The following is a 25,837-nucleotide window of genomic DNA, read 5'->3' as shown; positions in this document are numbered from 1 at the left end:
ATGAATACTGAAATTTTAAGAGTTAATAACCTAAGCAAGTCTTTTTCTAATGGCGAACAAGTCAGTCAAATTTTAAAAGGGATTAGCTTTACCGTGTACGACGGCGAGTTTATTTCTATTTCTGGGCCTTCTGGTTGCGGCAAGTCAACACTCCTTAACATTATGGGGCTGCTCGACACCCCTCAAAGTGGTGAATATTACATTGACGGTTTACTCGTCTCTGATATGGACTCAAACCAACGTGCGAAAGTACGCGGTAATCGCATTGGCTTTGTGTTTCAATCGTTTAACTTAATTGATGAAATGACCGTACTTGAAAATGTCGCTTTACCATTAAAATATCGGGGAGACTCGCTATCTTCACGTCACGCAAGAGCGTTAGATTGCCTAGAAAAAGTAGGTTTGGCTGATAAAGCTGATTTACATCCGAATCAAATTTCTGGTGGTCAACAACAACGCGTATCGATTGCACGCGCACTAGCTGGCGATTCTGGCATCATGCTGGTCGATGAGCCCACAGGTAACTTAGACTCAAAAAACGGCGATGCAATCATGGCGTTAATAAAAGATCTTAATCAGCAAGGCACCACCATTGTATTGGTTACCCATGATCCCCGTTATGCCGATATGGCTACGCGCAATATCCAGTTAAGAGACGGTACTGTAGTTGCCCAAAACGATGAACTCGTGCCAAGCACACCTGCAAATGTAGAACAGGTTGCTCAGTCATGTTAAAAACTGCCTACAATACTTTTAAACGTGCCAAACAATACTATTTCACCACCGTTTTTACACTGGCACTTACACTGTCCATGGTGCTTAGTTCATTTAGCTTGGTTGATCTAGTGTTTTTCGCCCCACTACCTTATCAGCAGAGCGATAACTTATATTTGCTTGAAGGCACAATTAATTCTAAAGGTTATTCAGGGCCCGCTAGTAACTCAAAAATAATGAGCTACATACAGAGTGAAAATACCGTTTTTACTGATGTTGCTGCTTACCATCGATGGACTGACTACAAGCTACTAGATAAACCAACAAGACCTGCTGTGGACGTAATACTTGCCACACATAATTTATTTGATCTACTCGGCGTACAACCCAAACTTGGTCGGTTATTTAACAAAACAGAAGCACTCGGTACTCAGCAAATGTCGGTCGTATTAGGCTACCGCGCTTGGCAAACCCACTATAGTGGTGACCCGAATATTGTTGGTAAAAAAATACAGCTCAATCAACGTCGCTTTACCGTTGTTGGTGTCGCCCCCGATGATCTTATATTACCCACTTATAGCAATATAAATGATGCAATATGGCTTCCTATTGATGCAGACGAAGCTTTTAACCCTAAAACATCTAACGGTTTCATGGGCGCGTATAAGAGTGTTGTTAGATTTAAGCCCACAGCCTCAGAGCAAGAGATCACGGAACAATTAGCTGACTTATCACTTAAAGGTGCACAGTTACATGCCGCTGATATTTTAAAAGATTTTACTGTCAATGCGCGTGTTATTGCATTTAATGATGCACTTAGGGGTGACAGCGGTAAAATTGTATTAATGCTATTATTGGGTGTGTGCTTATTAATGCTCATTGCACTTATCAACCTTTCTAGTATGCAGCTCGCTAAAGCCATTACGCGCATCAAACCCCTTGCAATCAGCTTTGCATTTGGGGCAAGCAAAAAACAACTAATTATTGAAACGTTAAAACACAATATTTTACTTATTAGTATTGCAGTGTTACTTGCTTTAACACTTACTCAAATCGGCTTTATCGTTATTCAAAACCTAGCAGCTGACGCCATTCAACGTTTAGACACGCTTTCTCTTAGCTTTAATACTTTGTTATTTTCAGCTTTTCTAATTATTAGTATTGCCTCACTCTATTCATTTATAGAACTTAGTGTAGTGAAAGAGCAAAACTTAATGAGCAGCCTACAAAGCAGCGGTAAAGGCACGGGCAAGCAAATGAGTTCAGCCACCAGCCATTTACTTGTTGGTCTGCAAATTTTGTTTTCGTTTTTAGTATTAACCACTGCTAGCCACGTAGTTTTAGTAACACTTTCGGAAGCACTCAGAGATAACGGACTGGATACAGAAGGTAAATATTCATTAACAATAAACTATAGTAATGTCGATAAATCCGGCGAACGTATTAATTTACACAAAGCAATTAACCAAAGGTTGCTGGCGCTTAACAATGTGAGCAGCTTAGCTGTGTCATCCGAAATGAGGCTGCCAAAAACGGTTAATGTCAATCAAATATATAACGAAGCTGGACAGTATATTGCCCAAGCACGTAATAGCTTAGTAACTGCCAATTACTTTACTGAACTTAACTTAACGATAACGGGTAATGGCTTTGCCAAAGGGGATGAACAACTCGAAAACCCACCGATCATTATCAATCAACGCCTTGCAGATTTACTTAATAAAAACAGTAATGAAGTACTAAACAGTAAAGTGAGTTTTGATAATAAAAAATACTACTCAATCATAGGTATTGTCAGCAACACCTATGTACCGGGCAGCCCTGAAAGTGAAGACTTTGAAGTTTTTACACCTAAAGATTACCCTGGTTGGCAACAATTTACATATTTGATTACTGTTGCTGATGAAAATAATGCAATTGCCCATATTCAACAAGCAGTATTAGAAGTAGATCAACGATTAGACATTAATAACATAGCCTCTTTAACAAGTATGTTTGATGAAAAAAGGCAACGTCACTTAAATGCAGCATGGCTGGCTATTGTGTTGGCATCAACATCGCTGCTGATGGTGTGTATTGGCATAAACGGTATTGTTAGCTATTTAGTTAAAGTGCGCAGATATAGCTTAGGCGTAAAACTTTCTATGGGGGCTGACAATTATAGGTTACTAAAAGAAAGCTTATTAGAACTCATGCAACCCATAATAATGAGCTTAGTGTTAGCCTTTTCGTTGGCATTTTTAATTATAGGCTATTGTATGTCATTACCTGGGGTTGACTTGCCTATAGACTGGTGGTTAACAACGGTCATTTGGCTGGGTTTATTAGCGATATCAGTACTTGCCAGCTTTTTTCCGATCAACCAAACGTTACGACAAGATCCAATAAAGGCATTACGAAATGAGTAAACTTTATCTTATTATAGCGTTATGCTTCATTGCCTCATCATCCGTTGAAGCTATTGAAATAGATAATAGTAAGTGGGCTAATCTCATAGAGTCTACAGGGCAAGAAACTATTTCATTATCACCAAATGGGGAGCTGGTTTTATTTTTACACCAAATTGAATACCCATCTATTGAATATTTATCTCAACAGCGCGTCGCATTAGCTGGTCTGGATTTTTATACTGATTTATCGAGCAGAGTTGATACTGAACAATATAGCCGCGCAACTTTATTTAATCTTGCAACAAACGCTAGAGAAGAAATTAAGATTCTAGAAGGAGTGATTGTCGATTTTAATTGGTCTCCTGATGCTAAAAAAGTCGCATTTTTAATTCAGCAGGGTGCCAATACAAACCTATGGTTGTACGATATAAATAACAATGTATCTAACAAACTAACAGATCTCAATTTATCCACAAGTCTTGGCGGAAGACATCTGCGATGGCTACCTGATGGCCAAAGTATTGTCGTCAAGCAGCGAAATTTGCCAATAAAGACATCTGAATATATACGTAAAAAACCCAATTTGTTGTCATCTGAGCTGCAAAAAGATCAAGGGCGGACCCATCAAAGCTTATTAATAAATGACGAGATGAAGAATCAGTTTACATCTATCAATCAAACCAAATTAGTGAAGATAGACCTCAATGGTAAAGTTTCTACATTAACTAAAAGTGGCTTATTTAATGATTTTTCCGTCTCTCCTGATGGTAAGTATTTACTGTATTCGATGCCACCGAGTGAGCTGTCATCTTATTTACCTTATAAAAAATGGGGGAGCGCTTATAATATCGTTAATATAGAAGAGCCAACTACCACATACAGCTTACCCAATTTAAACGATAAAATTAATCTACCTAAATCTAAAGATAGCGTACCTATTGGCGCTAGGTTAGTTAAATGGCTACCATCAGAAGACTCAACTGTGACTTGGGTCGAAGCGAGTGATAGAGGTGACATGTCTTTAGCTCAAACTTACCATGATCACATCTACAAACTGGTAAGTCCATTTGACGAGAATAAAAAACTGGTGCATCAAGTAAAATGGAGAATTCACGATGTATTATGGGGCGTTTCAGGAATAGGTGTACTTCAAGAATGGCGCTATGATAGCAAACAGGCAAGAACTACCTTAATCAACGCCGAAACTTCTGTGAATTATTTAATCCATGAAAGAGATTATCGTGATAAGTTCAACGACTTTGGTGATCCACAGACTCTCCGTACGCCTGAAGGATATGAAGTTTTAGTTGAACAAGATAATTATTTATTTTTCTTTTCCTCAGGACAAAGTAAAGAAGGTATAAAGCCAATAGCTCAATCCTTTAATACATCGAATCACGTTGTTGAAACTATATTTTTAAGCAATGCTGACAATATAGAAATGCCCCTAAGAATCGCTAATGACACCTTAATAATAGAAAAGCAAAATAATACAAGCGCACCTCAATACTACGCATTAACGAGTAAAGGTTTCAAAAAACAGATTTCACTTTTATCAAGCGAAAATAAAAATAGTTTTGTTAACCAGCCACTTACTATCAATTACAACAGAAGCGATGGATTAAATCTGGTTGGAACGCTGCATTTACCTAACAATTATAAAAGGAATAAATCAGATAAAATCCCTGCTATTTTATGGATTTACCCCGATGAATTTAAAAACAAAAAACTGAGCCAGCAAAATACAGTACGCACGAATTTATTTAGAGAGTTTGATCCGCTAAGTCCCTTGGTATTTCTTCATGACGGTTTTGCCGTTTTCGAATCTCCCTCAATGCCAATCACTTCATTTAATGGGGGAGAGCCTAACGATGACTTCATTAATCAGATTCGTTTAAATGCCGAAGCTGCAGTCAATGCTTTAGAAGATACTGGCTCTATTGATATTCAAAGATTAGTTGTTATGGGGCATTCTTATGGAGCCTTTACTGTGGCTAACTTACTCGCGCATACAGATCTATTCAAAGCTGGTATTGCTCGAAGTGGTGCTTACAATAGGACTCTTACCCCTTTTGGATTTCAGGGTGAAAAACGTAATCTATGGCAAGCAAAGGAAACATATATTAATATATCCCCTCTAATTTATGCGGACAAAATAAATGAGCCTTTATTGTTAGTTCATGGTGAAAGCGATCAAAACTCGGGCACTTACCCAATGCAATCAATGAGAATGTATCAGGCACTAATTGCTAATAAAAAGACGACTCAGCTAATTATGCTTCCGTATGAAGGACATACATATCAAGCTAAAGAAAACCTATCTTACTTGCTCGTTCACCAGTCTGAATGGGTAAAGAAATGGCTAAACACTTCTGAATAATATGCTAAAACTATTTAATCCACGCCAAAAAGAGCTGCTTGAGCAACGCAAAACCGCCCATGAGACTTGCCGCTTGTTTAACAAAAGCCCCAGCAAAGGTAATTTAAAACGCATTAAGAGTTTATTTACTCAATGTGGTGAAGGCGTGATTATTGAGGCAGGCTTCCACTGTGACTATGGCTCGCAATTTGAAATTGGTGATCGTACTTTTATAAACATTAATTGTACGGTGTTAGATGCCCCCATTAGTGAGGGGGCAATTACTATTGGCAGTGATTGTTTAATTGGCCCGAACGTTCAACTATTGGCCGTATCTCATGCAGTCAATCCAGCCGAGCGACTCAATAAAGAGAACTTTGCAGCACCGATTACTATCGGTAATAACGTGTGGATTGGCGCGGGAGTTATTATATTAGCTGGCGTTACCATTGGCGAAAACGCTGTTGTGGGCGCAGGGTCGATAGTGACCAAAGATGTGGCTGCGAACACTGTTGTTGCCGGTAACCCTGCTGTAAGAATTAAAGATATTTAAACTTTACAGCTCAAGTTTGCGAGCAAAAAGCTCGGTTTAAATTCCTGTCGCGGGATAAACCCGCTGCTACCTATCCCCCTCAAATTGTAGGTCGTCATTTATGGCGACAAGAGGCCTCAAGATAAACAAAAGGCCTTGGTGGGTGGTTGTAACTAATTTCTTAACTAACCTGAACCCTGGTTAAGAGATGTACTTACTGTATTGATATTAAAAAACAAATGTATTTCTCTGTCTCCAGCCGGAGACTTTTAGTGATAACAAGGCGAATTTACGCGTCAATAGCGGGCCTATTGCAAGTAAATTCAACGCAGTTAGCGTTAAAAGTAGCCGCTGGAGATAGATTTATTATCCAGAGTTGAGGTTAACTACTCATCGCGTAAAACAAGTGACGGTCGTGTACTTGCAGCTTTATAAGCAAGGCTTGCTACTGTGAGCCAAGTAATAGCTGCTATAACCAATGCAGCCAAAACATAAACCCAGATAGGCTGTCCTATACGGTCGTTAAAACTGCTTAACCAGTTATTCGTTAACCAGTAAGCTAGGGGTATACTTACGAGCAAACTCAATAACACGAGCTTTAAATAAGACACGCTCACGGCTGTTACTAACTGAGTGACTGTTGCCCCCAAAACTTTTTTAATCGCCAACTCTTTTTGCTGTGAAAGCACAGTTTGAGATACTAAGACGGCAAGGCTAATAACAGTTAGCGAAGTGCTCAAAATTAATAACCATTGTGATAACGTTGTTATCCTCTGCTCATTTTTATAATTTTTTGCATAATCATCGCTAAGCCTATTTACTTCGACATCAAGAATTGCAAAGCGCGATTTTAATAAACTGGGGATCTGTGTTTTTAAATCCGTAAAAGAAGCGTTATCACTTAGCTTTATAACTATATTGCTATTACTATTAGGCAAGTAATTTCGGCCAAGATTGAACGATAGCGGTGTCATTTTATGTTTAGCCGAGCCAACTTTTACGTCAGCGACAACACCAACAACCGTGGCATTTAAGTTAGCATCACCATTGCTAAGCGTCATACCGATCACATCCTGCACGGACTCATACCCAGCTAATCTCACCATAGATTCCGTCACTATTAGCGCAATATGCTCAGAACCATCCGCATGCTTTTCAAACCAATCACTTTGATGATCGCGACTAAAGTCTCTACCGGCTAACAATTTAAGTCCCAATGCATCTACCACATCAAAGCTCGTTACAACTGAGGGTGCAACACCATCAACTACCTGGCCATTTGGCCAAGTTAATTGCACACCGCCTCGCACTTGTTCTGTAAGGTTTATGTCAGTTGCACTGAGCGAAGCAACGCCAGGTAAATCGGCAATTGCTGATATAACACTAGTGTTATCTTTATCAAAAAGTTGTGTAGTTGGAATGTTTTTAACTATGAGTCTATTTTTGGTTTGATAGCCCACATCCATGTTAGCAACAAACTCAAGCTGCAACTGAGCAATAACAAATACAATAAATATGAAAGTGGCTAAACCTGCTTGAAAGCTCAGTATACCTTTGACAAGTAACCCCAAATGATACTGATAATGTGTTCTTACCAATAGTTTTACATCAACATTTGCAACCACTAAGCCTGCATATACGCCATTAAATAAACCTATCACAAGGGTTATCAAAATGGCCATCAACACCATTGATTTGTTAAGCACAAACGAGATATGCGACTCAACGAGCTGATTAAAATAATCATGACTCAACTCCACAAATGCCAAAGATAACACTACAGCAAAGCCAGTAAGCACAATTGACTCAACTATAAATAGGAGAAACAATTGACCTCGACTGGCACCTATCGCCTTCTTAATCGCTATTTGCTTGGCAGCCTTGCCAACACTGACTAAATTAAAGTTGATAAAATTACAGGTTATTTGCAAAAAGATAATAAAAATAAGTCCGCAAGCAATGGCAACCGCAGTGATTGACCCAGGCGCTTTCATTTCATAAGTGGAGCGACCTTTTAAATAAATATCAGTGATATTTATTAATTTATATTGCACTGTTTTATGCTCTGCTGACTTTGTTGTTAAATATTGCTCAAACAACTTGTTTTCAAGCGCAGCAATATCTGTGTCGACTGCTGTTTTTATATAAACGTAACCATGGGGTTGTTTCTCAAGTATGGTTGGAAAAGCGGTCAATACGTCAAACGCAAAGTGAGTTTGCGCAGGTAAGTCTTTAAATACAGCGCCTATTGTGTAGTTTTGTTCATTTGCACTTAGCCGCTTACCTATCACATTAGTACCAGCAAACAGCCTGATAGCTTCAGATTCACTGATCGCGAGTTGATTAGGCGTATTCAACACCACATCTATATCACCACGCAGAACATCTAAGCTAATAAAGTGAGATAAGTTATTTGATGCAAAATATACGTTTTTTAGCTTCACTTTAGTGTCGCCATTGCTTGTGCCTACATGGCTTACTTCTGTATTAAAGTGGTGACCTACATACCCCATAAATTCAGCAGGTATTAAACCAAACACATCTTCAACATCAGTATCGTTTAGCAATGCTTGCGCCACCGCTAAATCCCGCATCGGCATTAATGTATCGAAACCAAAACTTGTAAAGTCTACGTGTGCCCTATAAACCTGCTGTTTATCCGGCTGCTTACTATCATAAGAAAGTTCATACTGCACAAATAAAGCCAGCAATATTACTGCTGCTAACCCAGCACTATAACTAACAAAGTGGAGCCAAAATAATCGAGTCGCTTTTGTTCTTATTGAGATAATTAATTGTTCCAAAATGATCATCCTTTTCAGTTTGCTAATTGCTGCTAAAATTTAACTACGTACTTTGGCAGCGTTAACATTTTCATCTAAAGCATCACTTTTTATTATTCATAACGTAAAGTAAGTGATGGTCGTGTACTTGCGACTTTGAAAGCAAGGCTTGCGACGGTCAGCCATGTGATGGCGGCAACGGCAACGGCGGCTAAGGAATACACCCAAATACTTTGTATTATGTGTTCATGAAAACCTGATAACCAATCTGCCAGAGTGAAATAAGACACAGGCCACGCAATCAAACAGCCAAAAAACGTCAGCACTAAAAATTCTTTTGCTAAAGCATTAACAATACTGATGCGGCTTGCACCGAGCACTTTTCGAACAGCTACTTCTTTTTGCCTTTGTTTTACAATAAAACCCGTTAAACCAAACACACCTATTAAAATTAGAGCCATCGATATCAGGCTACCAATCTGCACTACTTCTGCCAAACGCTGCTGCTCTTGATATAGCGCTTGATAGTTATCTTCTAAATAGGAAATCGCCACCGGCGCTATATTTAAACGCGCACGAATAAATTCGGCCAACGCTTTTTGGGTTGAGTGCGCACTTGGTTCTGCAACTTTCACAACCAGTGAATACCTGCCGCCAATACCTAAACCACAAACAAATACCACAGGTGCGCCTTGATAATTAACTGGGCCAACTTTTATGTCTTTAACCACACCAACAATAACGCCTGTAGCACGAGAAACGGGGCCTGCTGCAAACGTAACCTGTTGTGAAACAGCGCTTTGTGCATCCTTAAAACCAAGCACAGACAATGCAGATTCAGGCAAAATAATACTGGCCTGATTGGTTTCTTTACTGTACCAATCTGATGCATGCTCAATCGAAAAATCTCGACCTGCAACAAGTTGTAAATCCAGTGCCGCAACCACATTACCGCTCACACCCGCCAAAGACATAGATAACGGATTACTCGGGTCTAGTTTGTCTTCAATAAAAATGCCGGCATTGGTTGATTGAGTAATATCAAAGTCCATTGCGGTACTGGCTATCACCTCTGGTATCTGTTGCAATGCGTCAAAAAAGGCAAATTGCTGCTCACCGTATAAGGTACTTGCGGGCATATCATCAATCACTAGTTGCTGCGATTTGCCATAATTAACCGGCAACGACTGCAAAAATGCTAACTGCTTCGCCAAGGTTATCGCGCCAATCAACAGGCTGATTGATAAGGTAATTTGTACCAACAACAATGATTTTCTAATCCATACACCTTGCCGACCTTGTTTAAATGCACCACTTAAAATGGCTTTGGCATTAAAATTTGCCATGTAAAAACTCGGATAAATACCCGACAATACGCCAACCACAGTGGCCAACCCCATGACAGGCCAAATCACATCATGCCAACCGTTAAAGGCAATGGGCCGGCCTATTAGTTGATTAAAAAAAGGAAACGCCAGCTCAACAAAAACACAAGCAACAACAAGTGCAAGCTAAGCTAACAAAACCGACTCACCCATAAATTGAGTGATTAGCTGCCTTTTACTTGCACCTAACGCTTTTTTCACCCCGACTTCTTTGGCTCTATTAGCAGCTTGCGCAACGGTAAAATTCACATAGTTCACACATGAAATAAGCAGCAGTAACCCACTCATCAGCGCACAAATCATCACCGAACTCATTGCGCCACCTACTTTCATGTCTTGCGCAAAATTTGGCCCTAAATGAATATCCTCAATAGCTTGCAAACGGTAGTAAATGTTTTTCCATTGCCAAATTTGGTTAAATACTTCAGTAACCTGCGCCGCGATTTTGCCCTTGTCAGCCCCTGCAGACAAAGCAACATAGGTGTGTGCAACATTGCCACCAATATGTTGATAGGGCGCAAAACTCATTAAAGATTCAAAATAAAAATGACTATTGATGGGTAAATCTTCAAATACGGCAGCCACGGTAATCAATCGATTGTTATGCTGTAATCGAATGGTTTTACCTATAATATTTTTAAAATCTGTAGTATTAACTCTCTTTTTCGAATCAATATCTGAACCAAATAAGCGCAGTACCTCGCTGCGAGATAGCGCAATTTTTTCAGGAGCGTTTAACGCATCCTGTAAATTACCCGCCAGAACATTGATATTGACCAACTGCGTAATATTAGGGGTGACCGCGACATTTGCGAGCAGCTGAAACGCATTTTGCCCAACTAATACTTTATCGTCGCTAGCCATTTGCGTTTTAAACACATAAAACACATCGTCAACACCTGCAATATTAGCTAGCTGTTGATACGCTCTCGGCGTTGTTAAAATGTATTCATTGTTATTTTCTTGAGCATGCATCACTAACCGATAATGGTTATTTACATTGGGCTGATTGCGCTCAAACGAAAGCTCATTGCGAATAAACAACCCCATCAGAATGACAATCGCCATTCCTAAGCTCAAACCCATAACGCTTAAAGAAAAATGCAATTTGTGCTGAGCAAATGAGCGAATAGTTGTAATAAAACTAAGACTAAACATCACATAACCCTAATATTAAGTGAGTAACCACCTTACAAGCGATATTGAGTCGCTTTATAAGGTGACTTTGAGTATCACAATGTTATTACTCATATCGCAAAATTAAAGACGGGCGAGTACTGGCGGCTTTAAAAGCAAGGCTTGCCACGGTTAACCAGGTAATTCCAGCAACAACTATTGCTGCTGCGCCATATACCCAAAACACTTGCTCAATGCGGTCGTTAAAGTTAGCCAGCCAATCACCCACTAGGAGATAAGTGAGTGGAAAAGCAATCGCGACACTTAGCCCAACTAACACTAAGAACTCTTTGGCTAAAATATTCACAATACTGAGACGCGATGCACCAAGCACTTTACGGATCCCCACTTCTTTTTGACGACGAACTGTCGCAAAAGAGGCTAAACCAAACGTCCCTAAACAGGTTAAGAACACCGCAAGGCCAGTAAAAATAAGCACCACTTGTGAGATACGCTCATCGCCTTTTAATAGCGCTTTATAGTTATCAGCTAACAAGTTGATTTTAGGTTGATAAATATTCGATACCTCTGCCAATGCAGTAATCACTTGTTGCTTGATATAAGGTAATTGTTGCTGATTAACCGTTAAGATGACTTCTGAGACAGGTGCCAAATAGTTAAAGCCACATAAAAACATAATGTTAGAGTTTGCATCTTGCACATTGCCGACTTTCACATCTTCCACAACACCTACTACTCGCATGTCGACATTGCGCCCTGTGTCTTTAATTGTTTTCCCTACAATATCAGCGACATTGCTGTAGCCAGCCTGCTTAGCGACTGTTTCGGTTATAATCGTGCCAACAGTGGTAACCCCATCAATACGTGCCGCCCAATCACCCGCAAATTCTTGGCTAAAATCTCGACCCGCTAACAGTTTTAGTCCTAACCCTTTGACGACATCAAAGCCAGACCCAATCACAGGCGTAATCCCTCCTGATGATTCTCCATTAGGCCAAGTCGGTTGTAGGGTGTTGTTAATTGAAACCGTTAAACGGGTGTCAATAATGGTTGCTTGCTCAACGCCATCGATTGCAGTCAGACGATTAATCAGTGCGCTGGGCTGTTTGGTAAAGACTTCTTGAACTGGGAGTTCAGAAATAACTAAACGCTGCTGCGTTTGATACCCTAAGGGCAAGCTTTGTAAGTACGCTAATTGATTAAATAATGTCACTGACGCAATGATCAAACCGATTGCAAGCGAAGCCTGTAGAGTCAACAAACTTTTACGCACCCAAATAGCGGTATTTCCACGCTGTAAATCGCCACTTAAAACACGCTTTGCGCTAAATGATGAAATAAATAACGCAGGATACAAGCCTGCCAAAACACCAACCGTCAACGCAACAACCACAATAGCCAAACCAAATTCAGAGGCATAATTGACAACTAAATCACGACCCACCAACAGGTTAAACTGTGGTAATAAAAACTCGACCAAAACACATGCAATAGTCATCGCCAACAATGCAACCAACACTGACTCGGCTAAAAACTGAGTGACCAACTGGGCTTTACTTGCGCCAAGGGCTTTGCGTACACCCACTTCTTTGGCACGTTTTGCCGATTGCGCCACAGTCATATTGATAAAGTTAAATCCAGCAATCAAAATAAGCAGCACACTCAAACCAGCACAAATCATCACAACTTGTTTGGCTCCGCCTGCTTTCATTTCAAATGGCGACTTCGCGGTAAAATGTAAGTCTAATAATGGATGAAGTTCTATGGAGATTTTTCCTGACATTTCTTCATAAAAATACTGCTTAGAAAGTGCATCAGCCAGAGCGATTGGATCGGCCTGTGGCGCTAAGCGCATATAAACATAGCTACTATTAATCATCAGGTTATTTGGATCATGTTTTACATAAACGAGGTTTTTAAATGCAAAGTGAGTATTGCTTGGTAAATCTGCAAACACCGCCCGTACAGTATATTGCCCTTGTTCGTGCTGTAGCGTGTTACCAATAACATTTATTGTACCGAAAATACGCAGTGCTTCAGATTCACTAAGAGCCAAGCTCTCAGGTGTACTCATTGCATTTTTTAAATCACCAGCCAATGTGTTTATATTGATAAAGTTCTCAATATTTGGCGTTGCCCCATACAAGTCATTAAGTTTAAAACCCTGATCCCGATACTGCACGTCAACCATAGCTTCTCGAGTCAGCGATACCATCGTCAAACCAAACACTTCTTCAACTTGACTATATTCAGTGGCTTTTGCCGCTTGAGAATAATTAAAAATAGGAATGACTGATAAGCCCAACTTTGAGAAATCTTGGCCTACACGGTAAACACGTTCAGCGTGAGGCTGCTGACTATCGTACGATAGCTCGTTTTGTGCAAATAGTGCCACTAAAATAGCCGCAGCTAAGCCAATACTTAATCCTAAAAGGTTTAGGATAAAGTGCTGTTTTTGTTGCTTGAATGATCTTAAAGCAGTGACTAAATAATTAATAAACATATTAAGCAACCTCAACAACGGCTTGCTGCGCAACATTTGCTTTATCAAGCATCACTTGGCCATCCAATAGGCGCACTAAGCGATCAGCATAGGTCCCCTCTTTTTCTGAGTGAGTCACCATAATTACCGTGGTGCCTTCACGGTTTAATTCGCGTAGCATCGCCATCACTTCATCACCGTTTTTAGAATCAAGGTTACCGGTTGGCTCATCGGCTAAAATTAGTTTGGGATTAATCACTAATGCACGCGCAACGGCTACCCGCTGTTGCTGACCACCTGATAACTGCTGAGGTAAATGCTCACCGCGGTGATCAATACCTACGCGTTTTAAAATAGCTTCTACACGCTCTTTACGCTCATTTTTTGATATTTTTTGATACTGTAACGGCAACTCTACGTTTTCATATACAGTTAGCTCATCAATCAAGTTAAAGCTTTGAAATACAAAGCCAATTGATTCTTTACGTAGCTCTGCTAGTTGCTTTTCGCTATAGCCTGCAATGTCAGTTCCCGCAAAATCAAAGTTGCCTGTGGTCGGTGAATCAAGCATACCCAGAATAGAAAGCAGCGTTGATTTACCACAGCCAGATGGCCCCATAATTGCTAAAAAGTCACCTTCGTTTACGGTTAAGTTAATATTACTCAGCGCTGTTGTTTCAATATCTTGAGTACGAAATACGCGGCTTAAATTAGTTAGTTTGATCATTGTGTTATTATCCTTAAAATTGTAGTTGCTGTGCTTTGTCAAAGTTGCTGTAGCTTGAGGTAATCACTTGATCCCCAACATTGAGCCCTTCAAGCACTTCAAAATAGTGTGGATTCTTTTTGCCTAGGCGGATATCACGGCGCACTGCTTTATCACCGCCTTGTTCGATTACATAAACCCAGTTACCGCCCGAGTTAGTAAAAAAAGCCCCGCGTTTAAGCATTAAGGCATTGTTATTGTCATCCCCTAGCATTAACTCAATATCAATGCTTTGCCCGCGCTTAATGCTTTTGGTATTACTGGGTAAGTCCACTTCTACTTGAAATTGTGACTGCTGTACGCGGCTATCAATTTTGCTCACTTTGGCATTCACCGTGTCGCTTTCAAGCTCAATCATTACAGTCATGTCACGCTGCACTTGGTTTAAATAAAATTCATCCATGCGCACCACTAATTTATATTCATTAGGAATATCTATTTGGCCTAACCGCGCACCACTGTTTTTAGATTCGCCAATTTCCACATCAAGTTCGCTTAAATAACCCGATACCGGTGCTTTGATTAATAAGTTGTCAAGATTTCGACGCGCAAATTGCAGATTTTTTTCGAGCATTTTAGCGCTATCAGAAAGCTGTGCCACTTGCACCTCACGGATTGAGTTTTCTTGCTTTTGGCGCTCAAGGGTAAGCTCTTTACGAGCTTGGTAATAATTTAAATCTTCTTCCAGCTCAGCAAGTTGCTCCTGCGCTAATACGCCACTTTTAACCAAAGGTTTAGTTTGTTTTAATCGACGAGTTAAGTGGGTAATTTTTAATTCGATTTCTAATAAGTCGCGGCGTAAATTCAAACGACTGGTTTCCATCGTCATTTGCGTATTACGTAAAAAGTTAAGCTGCTCGGTAACTTGAGCTTCTCGGCTCATTACATCAAGTTGTAAGTTAGTGTTGCTTAAGCGCACTAGCGGTTGGCCTTTCTCAACATATTCGCCTTGCTCTACTAATCGCTCTTCTACTTGACCACCGGCGATGGTATCAAGGTAAATGCTGGTTTTTGGCACTACTTGACCACGTAAGCTTAAAGCATCTTTAAATGCACCTTGTTTAACCGTGCTAACCGTCAGGCTGCTACGATCAATATGCTGGCTACGGCCTGTATCGCTGCTTTGTGTAAAACCATATGCAGCCGCTGCAACACCTAAAGCAAGCGCAGCTAAAGTGAATTTTTTTAAATACTTTTGCGTAAATGAGCGTTCTATTTTTTTGTCCATGTCGGCTACCTTGATACAGGTTTAATAACTAATTACCGATAGTTATTACAAACGCTGTGCCAGTTTTATTTAACTAATAAATTCAATAGGTTAATTTTTAGTTTGATTGTTCACATATTTGTAGTGTCCGCTAATAGAACACCTTGTTATTTTATAAACGTCCATTTATGGACACTGTCCCCTTTTTGTTTTAGGCTAAATAAAACTCTATAAAAATAACAATCATGAAACACACAGGCTCACTTTTAATTGTTGATGACAACCCAGATATTCTCATCGCCGCACGGCTGTTGCTAAAACAGCATTACCAAAGCGTTAAAACCACTGACAACCCATTTGATATTGCTGACATCATTAACGAGCAACGCAAAGTTGATCAGCCAATTGATGTGATCTTACTCGATATGAACTTTACCCAAGACTCCATCAGCGGCAAAGAAGGCTTTTATTGGCTGAAAAAAATCATCGAGCAAGATGCAAATATTGTTGTATTACTAATGACTGCCTACGGCGATATTCAACTTGCAGTAGATGCAATTAAAGCGGGCGCCTCTGATTTTATTGCTAAGCCTTGGCAAAACGAGCAATTACTTGGCGCCGTTGCCGCCGCGTTTTCACACGCAAAAGACAAACAGCAAGTGGGCAAATTAACGCGGCAAAAACAAGGGTTAAACCAAGCCTTAAACACGCCTAACTTTGAATTTTTAGGCCAAAGCAATGCGATGCAGCAGGTGTTTAGCACCATAGAAAAAGCAGCTCAAACTGATGCCAACATATTAATAACCGGTGAAAGTGGCACAGGGAAGGAGTTGACCGCGCATGCCATTCATCAAGCAAGTATGCGCCACAATCAAACCTTTATGAGTTTAGATATGGGTGCTGTGGCACAAAACCTATTTGAAAGTGAGCTATTCGGCCATAAAAAAGGCGCATTTACCGATGCCAAAAGCGATCGAATTGGTAAATTTGAGCTCGCCCAAGGCGGTAGTTTATTTTTAGATGAGCTGGGTAATTTACCCCTAGAGCATCAAGCTAAACTGCTTGCCGCATTACAAAACCGCAAAATTACACCTGTTGGCGGCAGCAAAGCGATTGATATTGATATCCGCCTAATTTGTGCCACTAATGATAACCTTGATCAAGCTGTCGCCGAGGGGCGTTTTCGCCAAGATTTGTTATACCGAATAAACACCGTTGAAATTCGCTTACCGGCTTTACGTGAACGCAGTGATGACATCCCAATGCTAGCAGATTATTACCTCAATCATTTCGCACAAAAGTACAAGCGCAACTTAACCATAAAAACACATGATATGAGCTTACTTTGTCAATATGCATGGCCAGGCAATGTCCGCGAGCTTGCTCATGCTATTGAGCGGGCTGTTATTTTAAGTGATGGCGATAATCTTGATGTTAGCTCAGTGATTGGTAGTGCTGGTGCTACTAATCATACAACCACCAATGACAACGAGGCATACGACACCTTTGATCTTGAGATGCTCGAGCAGCGCACTGTGCGTGCAGCGCTAACACATTACCAAGGTAATGTTAGCCATGCGGCCAAAGCCTTAGGGTTAACGCGTGGTGCTATGTATCGCCGTCTTGAAAAGTATGGGCTATAACAATGCGCCCTCATTTATTATTAACTATTAATATTGTGGCACTTATTAGCGCCAGCGCACTCGTTAGTTATCTATTACAAAATAATGGGCTTTCAGCAACTTCGCTGTTAATTATATTAGTCACTGCGGCCTTGATAACGCATATTTTTACGCTCTTTAAGCGCCAACAAAAACAAGCAGAAATGGTGATCCGCGCCTTAGCCAATGGCGACAGCACCTTAGGTCTTGGCCAACAACATCCAATGCTTAAGCAATTTGAGCAAGTAAAAACGCAAATGCAAACAGCACGCTTTAATGCCGAACAACAAGCGCAGTTTTTGCAAGCACTGCTTATTCATGTTGATTTAGCGGTTATGGTATGTGACGACAACGGCAAAGTGATTGAATCAAACCCAGCAGTCAGCAAACTACTGGGTAAAAGCTTCCAGCATCTACGAGAATTAGGCGCTGTTGGTGAACTAATTTTGAACGCCAAGAACAATATGCGCAGCACCACCTATTGGCAAAATGGCGAGCAGCACGACACGCTTTCTATCCAACTCAGTATCGCCGAAATACAAGGCAAAGTGCGTCGCGTAGTAAGCCTACAATCAATTCATGACCAACTACAACTCAAAGAACAACAAGCGTATAAACGCCTAACTAAAGTACTTACGCACGAAATTGCCAACTCTATTACCCCGCTTTCATCGTTAGCTGATACGTGCAGCAATTTACTGCCACAAGAACTGTGTTTTATTGATATTGAAGATAAACAAGACTTACAGCTTGCACTAAGCACCTTAGCATCAAGAACGGCACATTTAGGCGACTTTATTGCTCGTTTTCGCCAAGTTAGCAGCTTACCTAAACCTAATTTAGCGCCTGAAAATTTAGCCGATATGCTAGCGCGTATTGTCACCTTGCATCAACAACAGTCGCGTGAGCTGCAAATCAATATAGAACTTACAATTAAAAGCCAGCAATTAGTGATGCTAGACAGTAGTCAAATAGAGCAAGTATTAGTAAATCTTATAAAGAACGCATTTGAAGTGCTAAGCAGCAACAAAAAATATAACGCGCAAAGCCCCGCTCAGCCAAACATCAAGCTCAGCTTGGCACAAAACGCCAGCCAACAACTCTATGTTGAAGTGAGCGATAATGGCCCAGGCATCAGCGAACATGTGGTGGATATGATCTTCGTACCATTTTTTACCACTAAACAACAAGGATCAGGTATTGGCTTGAGCCTATCAAGGCAAATTATGCTCAACCACGGCGGTGATTTAATTTATGTACCAAAACCACAAGGCGCATGCTTTAGATGTGTGTTTGGTTAAATTAACTTAAAGATCAGTGGGCTTACCAATATAAGCCCGTAGCAAAAGCCCGCTTTAACTTGCCATGCTTTATATTTACCTGTGACTTTAATCCCTATAAATGGGCTTAATAGATCGATACGACGCGCACCAATAAACACCAACCAACAAATAATGAAAGTGAGGCTGAGTATAAATAATGGCTCCACCAAACCACCTAATTGCAGTTCAGACAAATAAAAGGCTAAGCCAATAATCACACTTTGATGTAATAAATAAAAAGGGAATACTGCACAGTTTAGTAAAGCCAGTTTAGGGTGATCGTGATTCAAAAAACGTTGTGCAAGTGCCAACATAAATAATACACCGACTAATCGTTGCGCGGTATACAGCATATCCATGCTGGTAATTTGCCATTGGCTAGCAGCAGGGTTTTGCCAAATCGTGTTGTAACACAGCACAACAACTATATAACCTAAAGTGAATACCACTAATAACGCCTGCCAGTGACGTAGCAGCTGGCTATAAAATGCAGGCTGCCAAGCAAGTAACCATAAAGTAAGAACAGCGCGCCCATGGGGTATCTAAATGTGTCGCTCGGCCAGCTCAGTTTTAAAATACACAGCGGCAATAGCAATACAATAAAAACAATAACTAACGATCGCTCACATAAACGCGTGATTACTGCTTGCACATGAGAATGATGAAACAGTGGCATTGCCAACACCAGCAATAAAGTAAATTGCCATAACGAACGTAAATACCAAAGGTGGTTTACATCAACATGTGGCCAAATACCTGCTTGGTAGTGATTAAATAAAGGGTTAGTTAAATTAAAGAACTGCTGGTAGAACTGCCAAAAGCTCATAGCTAAACCAACCTCTTGGCTCATTTGCGCATAAAGCTGAATAGGCACTATAAACCAAATGCCAAACAATAAAGGCAGTAATATTTTTACACTTCGCGTAGTTAAAAACATACCTAGACTAAAGCGCGCAACAATAAAGCGCAGCGCCACACCTGAAATAAACCAAATTAATCCCATCCGCCATGGCGACAATAAAAGCATGACGTTTTCAATACCGCTGGATAAGTACTGACTTTTAAAATGAAAGCCCCAATTTTCACTGTATAACATGCCGGCGTGGTAAAAAATTAATAAGCCAAAGGCAAGTACTCTCAGCCAATCTAAATCATAGCGGCGCGGTGGTAATTCAACGGCTTGATTAAACACACTGAGCCATGGCTTTAATAACGTGCGCATTGCGTTTTTAATTGCTTTTTTAAGTGTCATAGTAGATTTAGCTTGCGACTAATTAATAACAACTATGAACAACACACTGCGTTAAACAATCAGAAAAGGCTGACAAAACAATATGTAGGGATAAGCGGTGGATATCAGGGATGATAAGTTTGGTGATTGTTCGCTATGTTGGTAATCTAAATACGGTCTTTTAAAGAGTAACAATAATAATGATCACTTTAACGCACTTTCAGCGCTACCAAACTTGGTATGCGGCATTATTTTTATGTAGTTATATTTTTATAAACAACACCATTAATGCCAGCTCAAACATTATGGAAGCCCAGCGTGATGGCGTACTCCCATTTATGATCTGGGAGCCGTTTGTATAGGAATATTCCAGCGCTATTGGCACCTTGTTGTTGTTTCCCGCTTTAGTTTGGCTATTAAAAACCCAGCCTTTTAATTGGCAAAAAATCCCCCGCTCATTACTGCTATATCTGCTGGCAAGCATTGCTTTTTCGTTATTGCATATTGGCATTATGGTCACCATTCGCAAGCTCATTTACACCGTACAAGGCATGTATTATGACTTTGGTTTGGTCTGGTTTGAGTTACTTTATGAATACCGCAAAGATTTGTGGGGATTCTTATTTTTGATTGTTGTTATTAAAACCTATCAATATGTCGTGAGCCAATTAACAGGTGAAGCAGCCCCGATCAGTCAAGGCGAAGATACTGCTGAACATGTAAACTTAGACAGGCTACTGGTAAAAAAGCTGGGAAAAGAATTTATTGTTCGCGTAGCAGAAGTAGATTGGCTTGAATCAAATGGCAATTATGTAAATCTACATATTGGCGCTCGAATTTACCCTTTTCGTGCAACCATGACACAACTTATAACTCAGTTAGAACCACAAGGATTTTGCCGCATTCACCGTTCTCATGCGGTTAGGTTAGACGCGGTTGAATCAATCACGCCATTAGCAAGTGGAGATAGTGAAGTAAAACTTACAACAGGAAAAATACTTAACTTATCGCGTCGCTATAAAGATCAATTTAAGGAACTGTTAAATTCAACTACAAGTCATTCTTAACTCACGCTATGTTAAGCTAGCCTGATTTAGGTTAACCGCATTTATATTTTCGGAGTAGTTTAGTACGTGCCTTTAAATCGATTTATCCGCATTCTGCTATTAATTGTTATTTTATCTGGTTGTGAAACCACACCTGAGCAACCACCTTCACAGCCAGCAATTAAGGCAGAACCGACTACATCTATTGTTAGAAAACCAAGCGAACCTAAAGAACAAATAGTCCCATTAAGTGCTAAAGAACTTGATGATGTGTGGCAACGGATCCGCACACAACTTACATTTGCCAATTCTAGCCACCCTGATGTACAACAACGCATTGCATGGTATTTATCTCACCCAAACTATATGGATGAAATTAGTCGCCGTGCTGAGCCTTACCTTTATTATATAGTCACAGAGGTTGAAAAGCGGAACTTACCCATAGAATTAGCGCTAATGCCGCTGATTGAAAGCGACTTTGATGCCAGTGCCTATTCGCACAAGCATGCATCTGGGCTTTGGCAATTAACGCCTGCCATTGCTAAGTACTTTAAGGTAAAAATTAGCCCTTGGTACGATGGCCGCCAAGATGTGATCGACAGTACCCGCGCTGCTCTGGATTTTATGGAGTACTTATACAAACGCTTTGATGGTGATTGGTATCACGCTATAGCAGCCTATAACTTAGGTGAAGGCCGTGTACTTAGAGCGATCAGCAACAATAAAAAGCAAAGTAAACCAACTGACTTTTTCAGTTTAAAACTCCCTCAGCAAACCAGTCAGTATGTACCTAAACTACTTGCTGCGGCACAATTATTAAAAAGCCAAAAAATGGCGTTCCCTGCAATAGCAAATAAAGATGCAATTGCCAAAATAGCCATTTCTGGCTCAGTTATTTTAGATAATAAAGTCCAATGGCAACAGTTAGAGCCCTTAAACTACGGGGTCATTCGCTTTCCGGCGATTATTGATGCACCGCATCTCGTCGTTCCTGCTAGTGAGCAAAAGCAATTTGAGACTATGATTGCTGATCAAGATTCTAACGACTACAGCCAATGGCAACATTATACAGTTAAGCGTGGCGATAGTTTGAGCGTGATCGCTAAGCGCTACAAAGTAACTTTAAGCCAACTAAAAGCATTTAATAATTTGAAAAATAGTACCATACGTATTGGTCAAAAATTAGTGCTACCGCAGTTAGCCGATACGCAAATAGAGCATAAGGTTAAATCTGGCGAAAGCTTGTGGAAAATAGCCAACCATTACAAAGTCAGCATCACTAAGCTAAAACAATGGAACAGCCTTTCAAGCGATCGCTTAAAAGTAGGCGATAAGCTAACCGTATTTTTATCAGCAAGTTAATAACATGAACGCTGTATAATAAGCCTATCTTCAGCGGCTATATGCAATGCTAACTGTGTTAGGCCTGAATAATTAAAGGGCTGCAATCATGCAGCCCTTTGCAAACAGAGATTAATCATCAACTTGTGATTTAGTGTGGTACCAATTTACTGTGCGGGTCAGCATCATAATCAAACTCAGTACTGCAAACACCAGTAAACTGCCCATCAACAATGCGTAATCTTCTGCGCTTAATAGTCCGTAAAGTAAGCTGTATAAAAACAGAATAGCAATCAGAAACAACCCACCATGCTTAGTATTTTTCAACATTCCGGCCACATAAATACTCAGTAATAATGAAGAAGCTAATGCTGATAGTAAGTAAGCAAGGTTAAATCCTAGGTGCTCACCAAGTGATATCAACAATAAATAAAAAACGGCCAATGCTAAACCGACAAAGCCATATTGCACCGGATGAACAGGTTCGCTGCGAAGCACTTCGAGTAAAAAGAAGCTGGCAAATACCAATATCAGCACTAAAATTGCGTAGTTACTGGCACGATAGCTTTTTAAATAATGATCAACACCATCAACAAGATTAACTCCCATGCTACGTTGCTTAAATTGCTCGCACTGATTTTGAAAAACGCAATGTTGAAACAGCTCTTTTAAGTTGGTAGCAAAGTAATTTGTTTGCCAGTTGGCAGTAAAGCCTTGCTCTGAAATACTTGAGTCGATAGGTAAGTAATCGCCAACGAAACTTGGATGTGGCCAATCGGCTTGCATGCTAAGAATGGTTTCTTTGCCGATAGGAGCAATAGCTAGTTTACGCATTCCTTGTAGATTTAAATCAATTTGATAATCCAACGTCTGTTGCTCAAGTAAAGCACTAAAATCGAGCTCAATATTAACGCCTTCGGGTAATTGCGCCAGCTTAGTGCCAGGCTGCAACGCATATTCTTGGTTATTTATGCGCATTGTACTGCCCTGACCAATACCGCGAATATCTTTAATCGCCATCACCATATGCACCTGTTTTATCTTTTTACCGGCTAATTCATTTAAAGCCTCGGTATTAAATTGGCCTGCAAAGTGATTCTCGGAGCGATATAGTAACGCCTTATAAATACCTCGGTATTTTTCAAAAGAAGATAATTCACTGTTTATTGTTAATGTTTCAGGTAGCAATAACAGCGTTTTTAACTGTTCAGTGGTGTTGCCTTCCACGGTGTGAGTTTCTATAAATTGCACTTGAATAAACGGCCCAATGACTTGTTGCTCACCGCTGCTGCTTTTAGCAATATCAGCTTGCACTTGTTGCTGATGTTCTGCACGTTCATCAATTAGGTTTTGGATCATAAAGATAGGCACTAATAACAGTACAATTAGGCCTATGATGATCACCAACTTCGTTTCAATTTTTTGTTTCATTATTATCTTTACTCCCTATTTAATATAGGAACTAGAGTAATCGACAAAAGTGGATTTTAAATGGTGCTTATATGGAGTCTTTATGGAGTTGGTAAAAACAGCTTAACGGATACGCCCTGCGGGGTATTATGGATGTCTAATTTTCCTTTATGCAACTTAACCACTTGTTCTACAAAGTTAAGCCCAAGGCCGGTACTTTTTTGTCCATTACTTCTGGCAAGCGAATAAAAACGTTCGGTTACTCTCTTTAACGCATAATCAGGTATCTTCGGGCCAGTATTTTCGACATTAATACAAAGCTCTCCTGCGGTTTGTGTGACCGTAATATTGATTTTCCCCTGCTCACATACAAAATCCAACGCGTTTTCAAACAAATTATACAAGCCTTGCTGTATTAAAAATTGATCCCCTACAAAGGCAACTTTGTTATCGCATACAACTCTTAACTCTACTTGTTTGGTCATTAGCCTGCTGATACAAGAGGCTTTTATCTGCGCTAATAAAGCAGGTAAATCAATTAATTGCCGCTGTTCAAGTTCTGGGATTTGCTCAAGCTTTGTTAGAGCTAACAACTTATCAATCAATTGCTGCATGCGCGTAGCTTCGGTTTCAATATTCTGAGCAAACAACTGTTGTTTATCTATCGTGGTAGGGGTTTGTAATATTTCACTGGCTCCTTTGATTGCTGACAATGGACTTTTTAACTCATGCGTTAGAGTTTGCACATAGTTTTCTACGTAACGCTTACCATCAAGCTGACGACGCATATTTTCAAGGGCATCACTGAGTAAGCTATATTCATAAAAAACTCTAAAGGTGGGTTTACTGGTTTTTTCACCGCGCCCCATTTTATCAGCATAGTCTGCAAGCTTATATAACGCAGTATTTATACGCCACGCGATTAACGCACCAATGATAAGTGCGAGTACACTCATTAACGCTAACCAAGTTAATACCCGATACCTAGAAATATCAATAAATGGCTGTACAGAACGGTTCGCTTTAGCAACTGTGACACTGCCAATTATCTCATCGTTATACATGATTGGTGCAGCAACATGCATTACTGTTGATAGCGGATCATTAGGGTCTAATGCAGTTGAACGTGCCCCGTACTCACCACGTAAGGTGAGGTAAACGTCATTCCATTTAGAGAAATCATTACCAACATCCTGCTGCCATGAATCCAGCACTACAATCCCTTGTTGATCGGTTATATAAACTCGATGATTAACTGATTTTTTTTCAACACCCCAAATAGCAGCATCGGGATCACGCAAACCATAAAAGTTGATTTGCTTAGCAAAAGCGCTCTGTGCAATATCGCCGTTCGCCATTGGGTTGCTTGCTATTACAGCCAGCATGTTTGCCATATCGACCAGTGTTTCTTCACTCGCTTGGCGTACCGTTGGCTTGATCTCTCTCATAACTGTTGAGCTAACCAAGTAAGCGGTTAAAATCACTAATACAAAGTAGAGTAAAAACAGCCTCAGTCCAAGCGGGATCTTAGGCCATCTTTTAAGACGAGCAAATACCGTATTTGTTGGCTTAGGTAGATTCATAGTAATAACCAAAACCACGTTTAGTATGAATACATTCCGGAGCCGATACTGTGCGTAATTTATTGCGAATAGCCTTGATGTGACTATCTACATTACGAGCATAGATAGCATCTTGGTGATTTTGCGCCGACAACAATAATTGCTCACGGGAGAATACTTGGCGAGGATGGCTAATTAACTTATCCAGCAATTTAAATTCCAATGCTGTGAGAGCCAATGCTTGGTTTTGGAAATGATAATCAAAATTTTCGGCATAAAGGCCTGAGGCTTGTTCTGAAGAGATGGATACTTTACTCGCAGCTTCGCTATGTCTAATTCTAAGTTTAACCCTTGCAAGCACTTCTCGCGGGCTAAATGGCTTAGTAATACCAATCGGCATAAAGATTAAGTCAATTTTATCCAGTCTCTAGAGCATATGCTTTTAACCGTATCAGGAACAGAAATGAATTTATTCCACGCTTGCGAAACCTGTTCGACTATTTCTTCAT

Annotated in this window: 18 protein-coding genes and 1 pseudogene; 8 read left to right on the top strand and 11 right to left on the bottom strand. The window is 40.2% G+C overall.

Annotated features, from left to right (window positions below):
• Genes H5200_RS13680 through H5200_RS13665 form a run of 4 tightly spaced genes read left to right on the top strand, consistent with a single transcriptional unit; the run spans window position 1 to window position 6,016 of the window.
• Window positions 1–735, top strand: coding sequence for an ABC transporter ATP-binding protein (locus tag H5200_RS13680; protein WP_149982302.1), 735 nt, complete (start codon window positions 1–3; stop codon window positions 733–735).
• Window positions 729–3,122: an ABC transporter permease gene (locus tag H5200_RS13675; protein WP_182740164.1), complete on the top strand. Its 2,394-nt coding sequence runs from the start codon at window positions 729–731 to the stop codon at window positions 3,120–3,122. The genes H5200_RS13680 and H5200_RS13675 overlap by 7 nt, the downstream gene beginning before the upstream one ends.
• A complete protein-coding gene (locus tag H5200_RS13670) occupies window positions 3,115–5,484 on the top strand; it encodes a prolyl oligopeptidase family serine peptidase (RefSeq protein ID WP_182718810.1) in 2,370 nt (789 codons plus the stop codon). The genes H5200_RS13675 and H5200_RS13670 overlap by 8 nt, the downstream gene beginning before the upstream one ends.
• A gap of 1 nt (window position 5,485) precedes the next feature.
• The gene (locus H5200_RS13665; protein WP_182718809.1) at window positions 5,486–6,016 is read left to right on the top strand and encodes a sugar O-acetyltransferase; all 531 of its coding nucleotides are present in this window, start codon (window positions 5,486–5,488) and stop codon (window positions 6,014–6,016) included.
• Between the two features lie 365 nt (window positions 6,017–6,381).
• On the opposite strand, the gene H5200_RS13660 is transcribed toward H5200_RS13665, so the two are convergent.
• The 6 genes from H5200_RS13660 to H5200_RS13635 form a co-directional block, all read right to left on the bottom strand.
• Window positions 6,382–8,799 (bottom strand): ABC transporter permease, encoded by a 2,418-nt coding sequence (locus H5200_RS13660; protein WP_182761676.1) that lies wholly within the window; start codon window positions 8,797–8,799, stop codon window positions 6,382–6,384.
• Window positions 8,800–8,891: 92 nt separating this feature from the next.
• A complete protein-coding gene (locus tag H5200_RS13655) occupies window positions 8,892–10,193 on the bottom strand; it encodes an ABC transporter permease (protein WP_182761675.1) in 1,302 nt (433 codons plus the stop codon).
• Between the two features lie 96 nt (window positions 10,194–10,289).
• Entirely contained in the window at window positions 10,290–11,321 is a 1,032-nt protein-coding gene (locus tag H5200_RS13650) for an ABC transporter permease (protein ID WP_182761674.1), read from the bottom strand.
• An 85-nt stretch (window positions 11,322–11,406) separates the two neighbouring features.
• Complete coding sequence (locus H5200_RS13645) at window positions 11,407–13,803, bottom strand: ABC transporter permease (RefSeq protein WP_182718806.1); 2,397 nt, start codon at window positions 13,801–13,803, stop codon at window positions 11,407–11,409.
• Between the two features lies 1 nt (window position 13,804).
• The gene (locus tag H5200_RS13640) at window positions 13,805–14,509 is read right to left on the bottom strand and encodes an ABC transporter ATP-binding protein (protein ID WP_182761673.1); all 705 of its coding nucleotides are present in this window, start codon (window positions 14,507–14,509) and stop codon (window positions 13,805–13,807) included.
• 13 nt (window positions 14,510–14,522) lie between these two features.
• Window positions 14,523–15,776 carry an efflux RND transporter periplasmic adaptor subunit gene (locus H5200_RS13635; protein ID WP_182761672.1) on the bottom strand — a complete coding sequence of 418 codons (1,254 nt, stop codon included), beginning with the start codon at window positions 15,774–15,776 and terminating at the stop codon, window positions 14,523–14,525.
• 224 nt (window positions 15,777–16,000) lie between these two features.
• On the opposite strand from H5200_RS13635, the gene H5200_RS13630 reads away from it, so the two are divergent.
• Both H5200_RS13630 and H5200_RS13625 read left to right on the top strand, forming a co-directional pair.
• A complete protein-coding gene (locus tag H5200_RS13630) occupies window positions 16,001–17,398 on the top strand; it encodes a sigma-54 dependent transcriptional regulator (RefSeq protein ID WP_182761671.1) in 1,398 nt (465 codons plus the stop codon).
• Window positions 17,399–17,400: 2 nt separating this feature from the next.
• Window positions 17,401–18,717 (top strand): PAS domain-containing sensor histidine kinase, encoded by a 1,317-nt coding sequence (locus H5200_RS13625; RefSeq protein WP_182761670.1) that lies wholly within the window; start codon window positions 17,401–17,403, stop codon window positions 18,715–18,717.
• Here H5200_RS13625 and H5200_RS24075 read toward each other — a convergent pair.
• Both H5200_RS24075 and H5200_RS24070 read right to left on the bottom strand, forming a co-directional pair.
• The gene (locus tag H5200_RS24075; protein ID WP_259399213.1) at window positions 18,714–19,187 is read right to left on the bottom strand and encodes a hypothetical protein; all 474 of its coding nucleotides are present in this window, start codon (window positions 19,185–19,187) and stop codon (window positions 18,714–18,716) included. The two genes, H5200_RS13625 and H5200_RS24075, sit on opposite strands and share 4 nt — an antisense overlap.
• Window positions 19,187–19,990 carry an acyltransferase family protein gene (locus tag H5200_RS24070; protein ID WP_259399212.1) on the bottom strand — a complete coding sequence of 268 codons (804 nt, stop codon included), beginning with the start codon at window positions 19,988–19,990 and terminating at the stop codon, window positions 19,187–19,189. The genes H5200_RS24075 and H5200_RS24070 overlap by 1 nt, the downstream gene beginning before the upstream one ends.
• Window positions 19,991–20,172: 182 nt before the next feature.
• Between H5200_RS24070 and H5200_RS13615 the strand changes: the two are divergent.
• Window positions 20,173–21,036 (top strand): annotated as a pseudogene (locus H5200_RS13615) (LytR/AlgR family response regulator transcription factor).
• Window positions 21,037–21,102: 66 nt separating this feature from the next.
• Complete coding sequence (locus H5200_RS13610; RefSeq protein WP_182761669.1) at window positions 21,103–22,377, top strand: LysM peptidoglycan-binding domain-containing protein; 1,275 nt, start codon at window positions 21,103–21,105, stop codon at window positions 22,375–22,377.
• A 111-nt stretch (window positions 22,378–22,488) separates the two neighbouring features.
• On the opposite strand, the gene creD is transcribed toward H5200_RS13610, so the two are convergent.
• The 3 genes from creD to H5200_RS13595 form a co-directional block, all read right to left on the bottom strand.
• Window positions 22,489–23,787: a cell envelope integrity protein CreD gene (creD, locus tag H5200_RS13605; protein ID WP_182761668.1), complete on the bottom strand. Its 1,299-nt coding sequence runs from the start codon at window positions 23,785–23,787 to the stop codon at window positions 22,489–22,491.
• An 80-nt stretch (window positions 23,788–23,867) separates the two neighbouring features.
• Window positions 23,868–25,349: a two-component system sensor histidine kinase CreC gene (gene creC / locus H5200_RS13600; RefSeq protein ID WP_182761667.1), complete on the bottom strand. Its 1,482-nt coding sequence runs from the start codon at window positions 25,347–25,349 to the stop codon at window positions 23,868–23,870.
• Window positions 25,336–25,728 carry a winged helix-turn-helix domain-containing protein gene (locus tag H5200_RS13595; RefSeq protein WP_259399211.1) on the bottom strand — a complete coding sequence of 131 codons (393 nt, stop codon included), beginning with the start codon at window positions 25,726–25,728 and terminating at the stop codon, window positions 25,336–25,338. Before H5200_RS13595 ends, creC begins: the two co-directional genes overlap by 14 nt.
• Window positions 25,729–25,837 lie beyond the last annotated feature (109 nt).

This window comes from Pseudoalteromonas sp. SG43-7 (genome assembly GCF_014164295.1).
Classification (GTDB): domain Bacteria; phylum Pseudomonadota; class Gammaproteobacteria; order Enterobacterales; family Alteromonadaceae; genus Pseudoalteromonas; species Pseudoalteromonas rhizosphaerae.
This window is presented reverse-complemented; position numbering and strand designations above follow the sequence as displayed.

Excerpts from the sequence above, each read along its gene's own strand:
- H5200_RS13595 (WP_259399211.1), bottom strand. The coding sequence starts at position 25,728 with ATGCCGATTGGTATTACTAAGCCATTTAGCCCGCGAGAAGTGCTTGCA.
- H5200_RS13630 (WP_182761671.1), top strand. The coding sequence starts at position 16,001 with ATGAAACACACAGGCTCACTTTTAATTGTTGATGACAACCCAGATATT.
- H5200_RS13650 (WP_182761674.1), bottom strand. The coding sequence starts at position 11,321 with ATGTTTAGTCTTAGTTTTATTACAACTATTCGCTCATTTGCTCAGCAC.
- H5200_RS13645 (WP_182718806.1), bottom strand. The coding sequence starts at position 13,803 with ATGTTTATTAATTATTTAGTCACTGCTTTAAGATCATTCAAGCAACAA.
- H5200_RS13680 (WP_149982302.1), top strand. The coding sequence starts at position 1 with ATGAATACTGAAATTTTAAGAGTTAATAACCTAAGCAAGTCTTTTTCT.
- H5200_RS13635 (WP_182761672.1), bottom strand. The coding sequence starts at position 15,776 with ATGGACAAAAAAATAGAACGCTCATTTACGCAAAAGTATTTAAAAAAA.
- H5200_RS13675 (WP_182740164.1), top strand. The coding sequence starts at position 729 with ATGTTAAAAACTGCCTACAATACTTTTAAACGTGCCAAACAATACTAT.
- creC (WP_182761667.1), bottom strand. The coding sequence starts at position 25,349 with ATGAATCTACCTAAGCCAACAAATACGGTATTTGCTCGTCTTAAAAGA.
- creD (WP_182761668.1), bottom strand. The coding sequence starts at position 23,787 with ATGAAACAAAAAATTGAAACGAAGTTGGTGATCATCATAGGCCTAATT.
- H5200_RS24070 (WP_259399212.1), bottom strand. The coding sequence starts at position 19,990 with ATGACACTTAAAAAAGCAATTAAAAACGCAATGCGCACGTTATTAAAG.
- H5200_RS13670 (WP_182718810.1), top strand. The coding sequence starts at position 3,115 with ATGAGTAAACTTTATCTTATTATAGCGTTATGCTTCATTGCCTCATCA.
- H5200_RS13625 (WP_182761670.1), top strand. The coding sequence starts at position 17,401 with ATGCGCCCTCATTTATTATTAACTATTAATATTGTGGCACTTATTAGC.
- H5200_RS13640 (WP_182761673.1), bottom strand. The coding sequence starts at position 14,509 with ATGATCAAACTAACTAATTTAAGCCGCGTATTTCGTACTCAAGATATT.
- H5200_RS13665 (WP_182718809.1), top strand. The coding sequence starts at position 5,486 with ATGCTAAAACTATTTAATCCACGCCAAAAAGAGCTGCTTGAGCAACGC.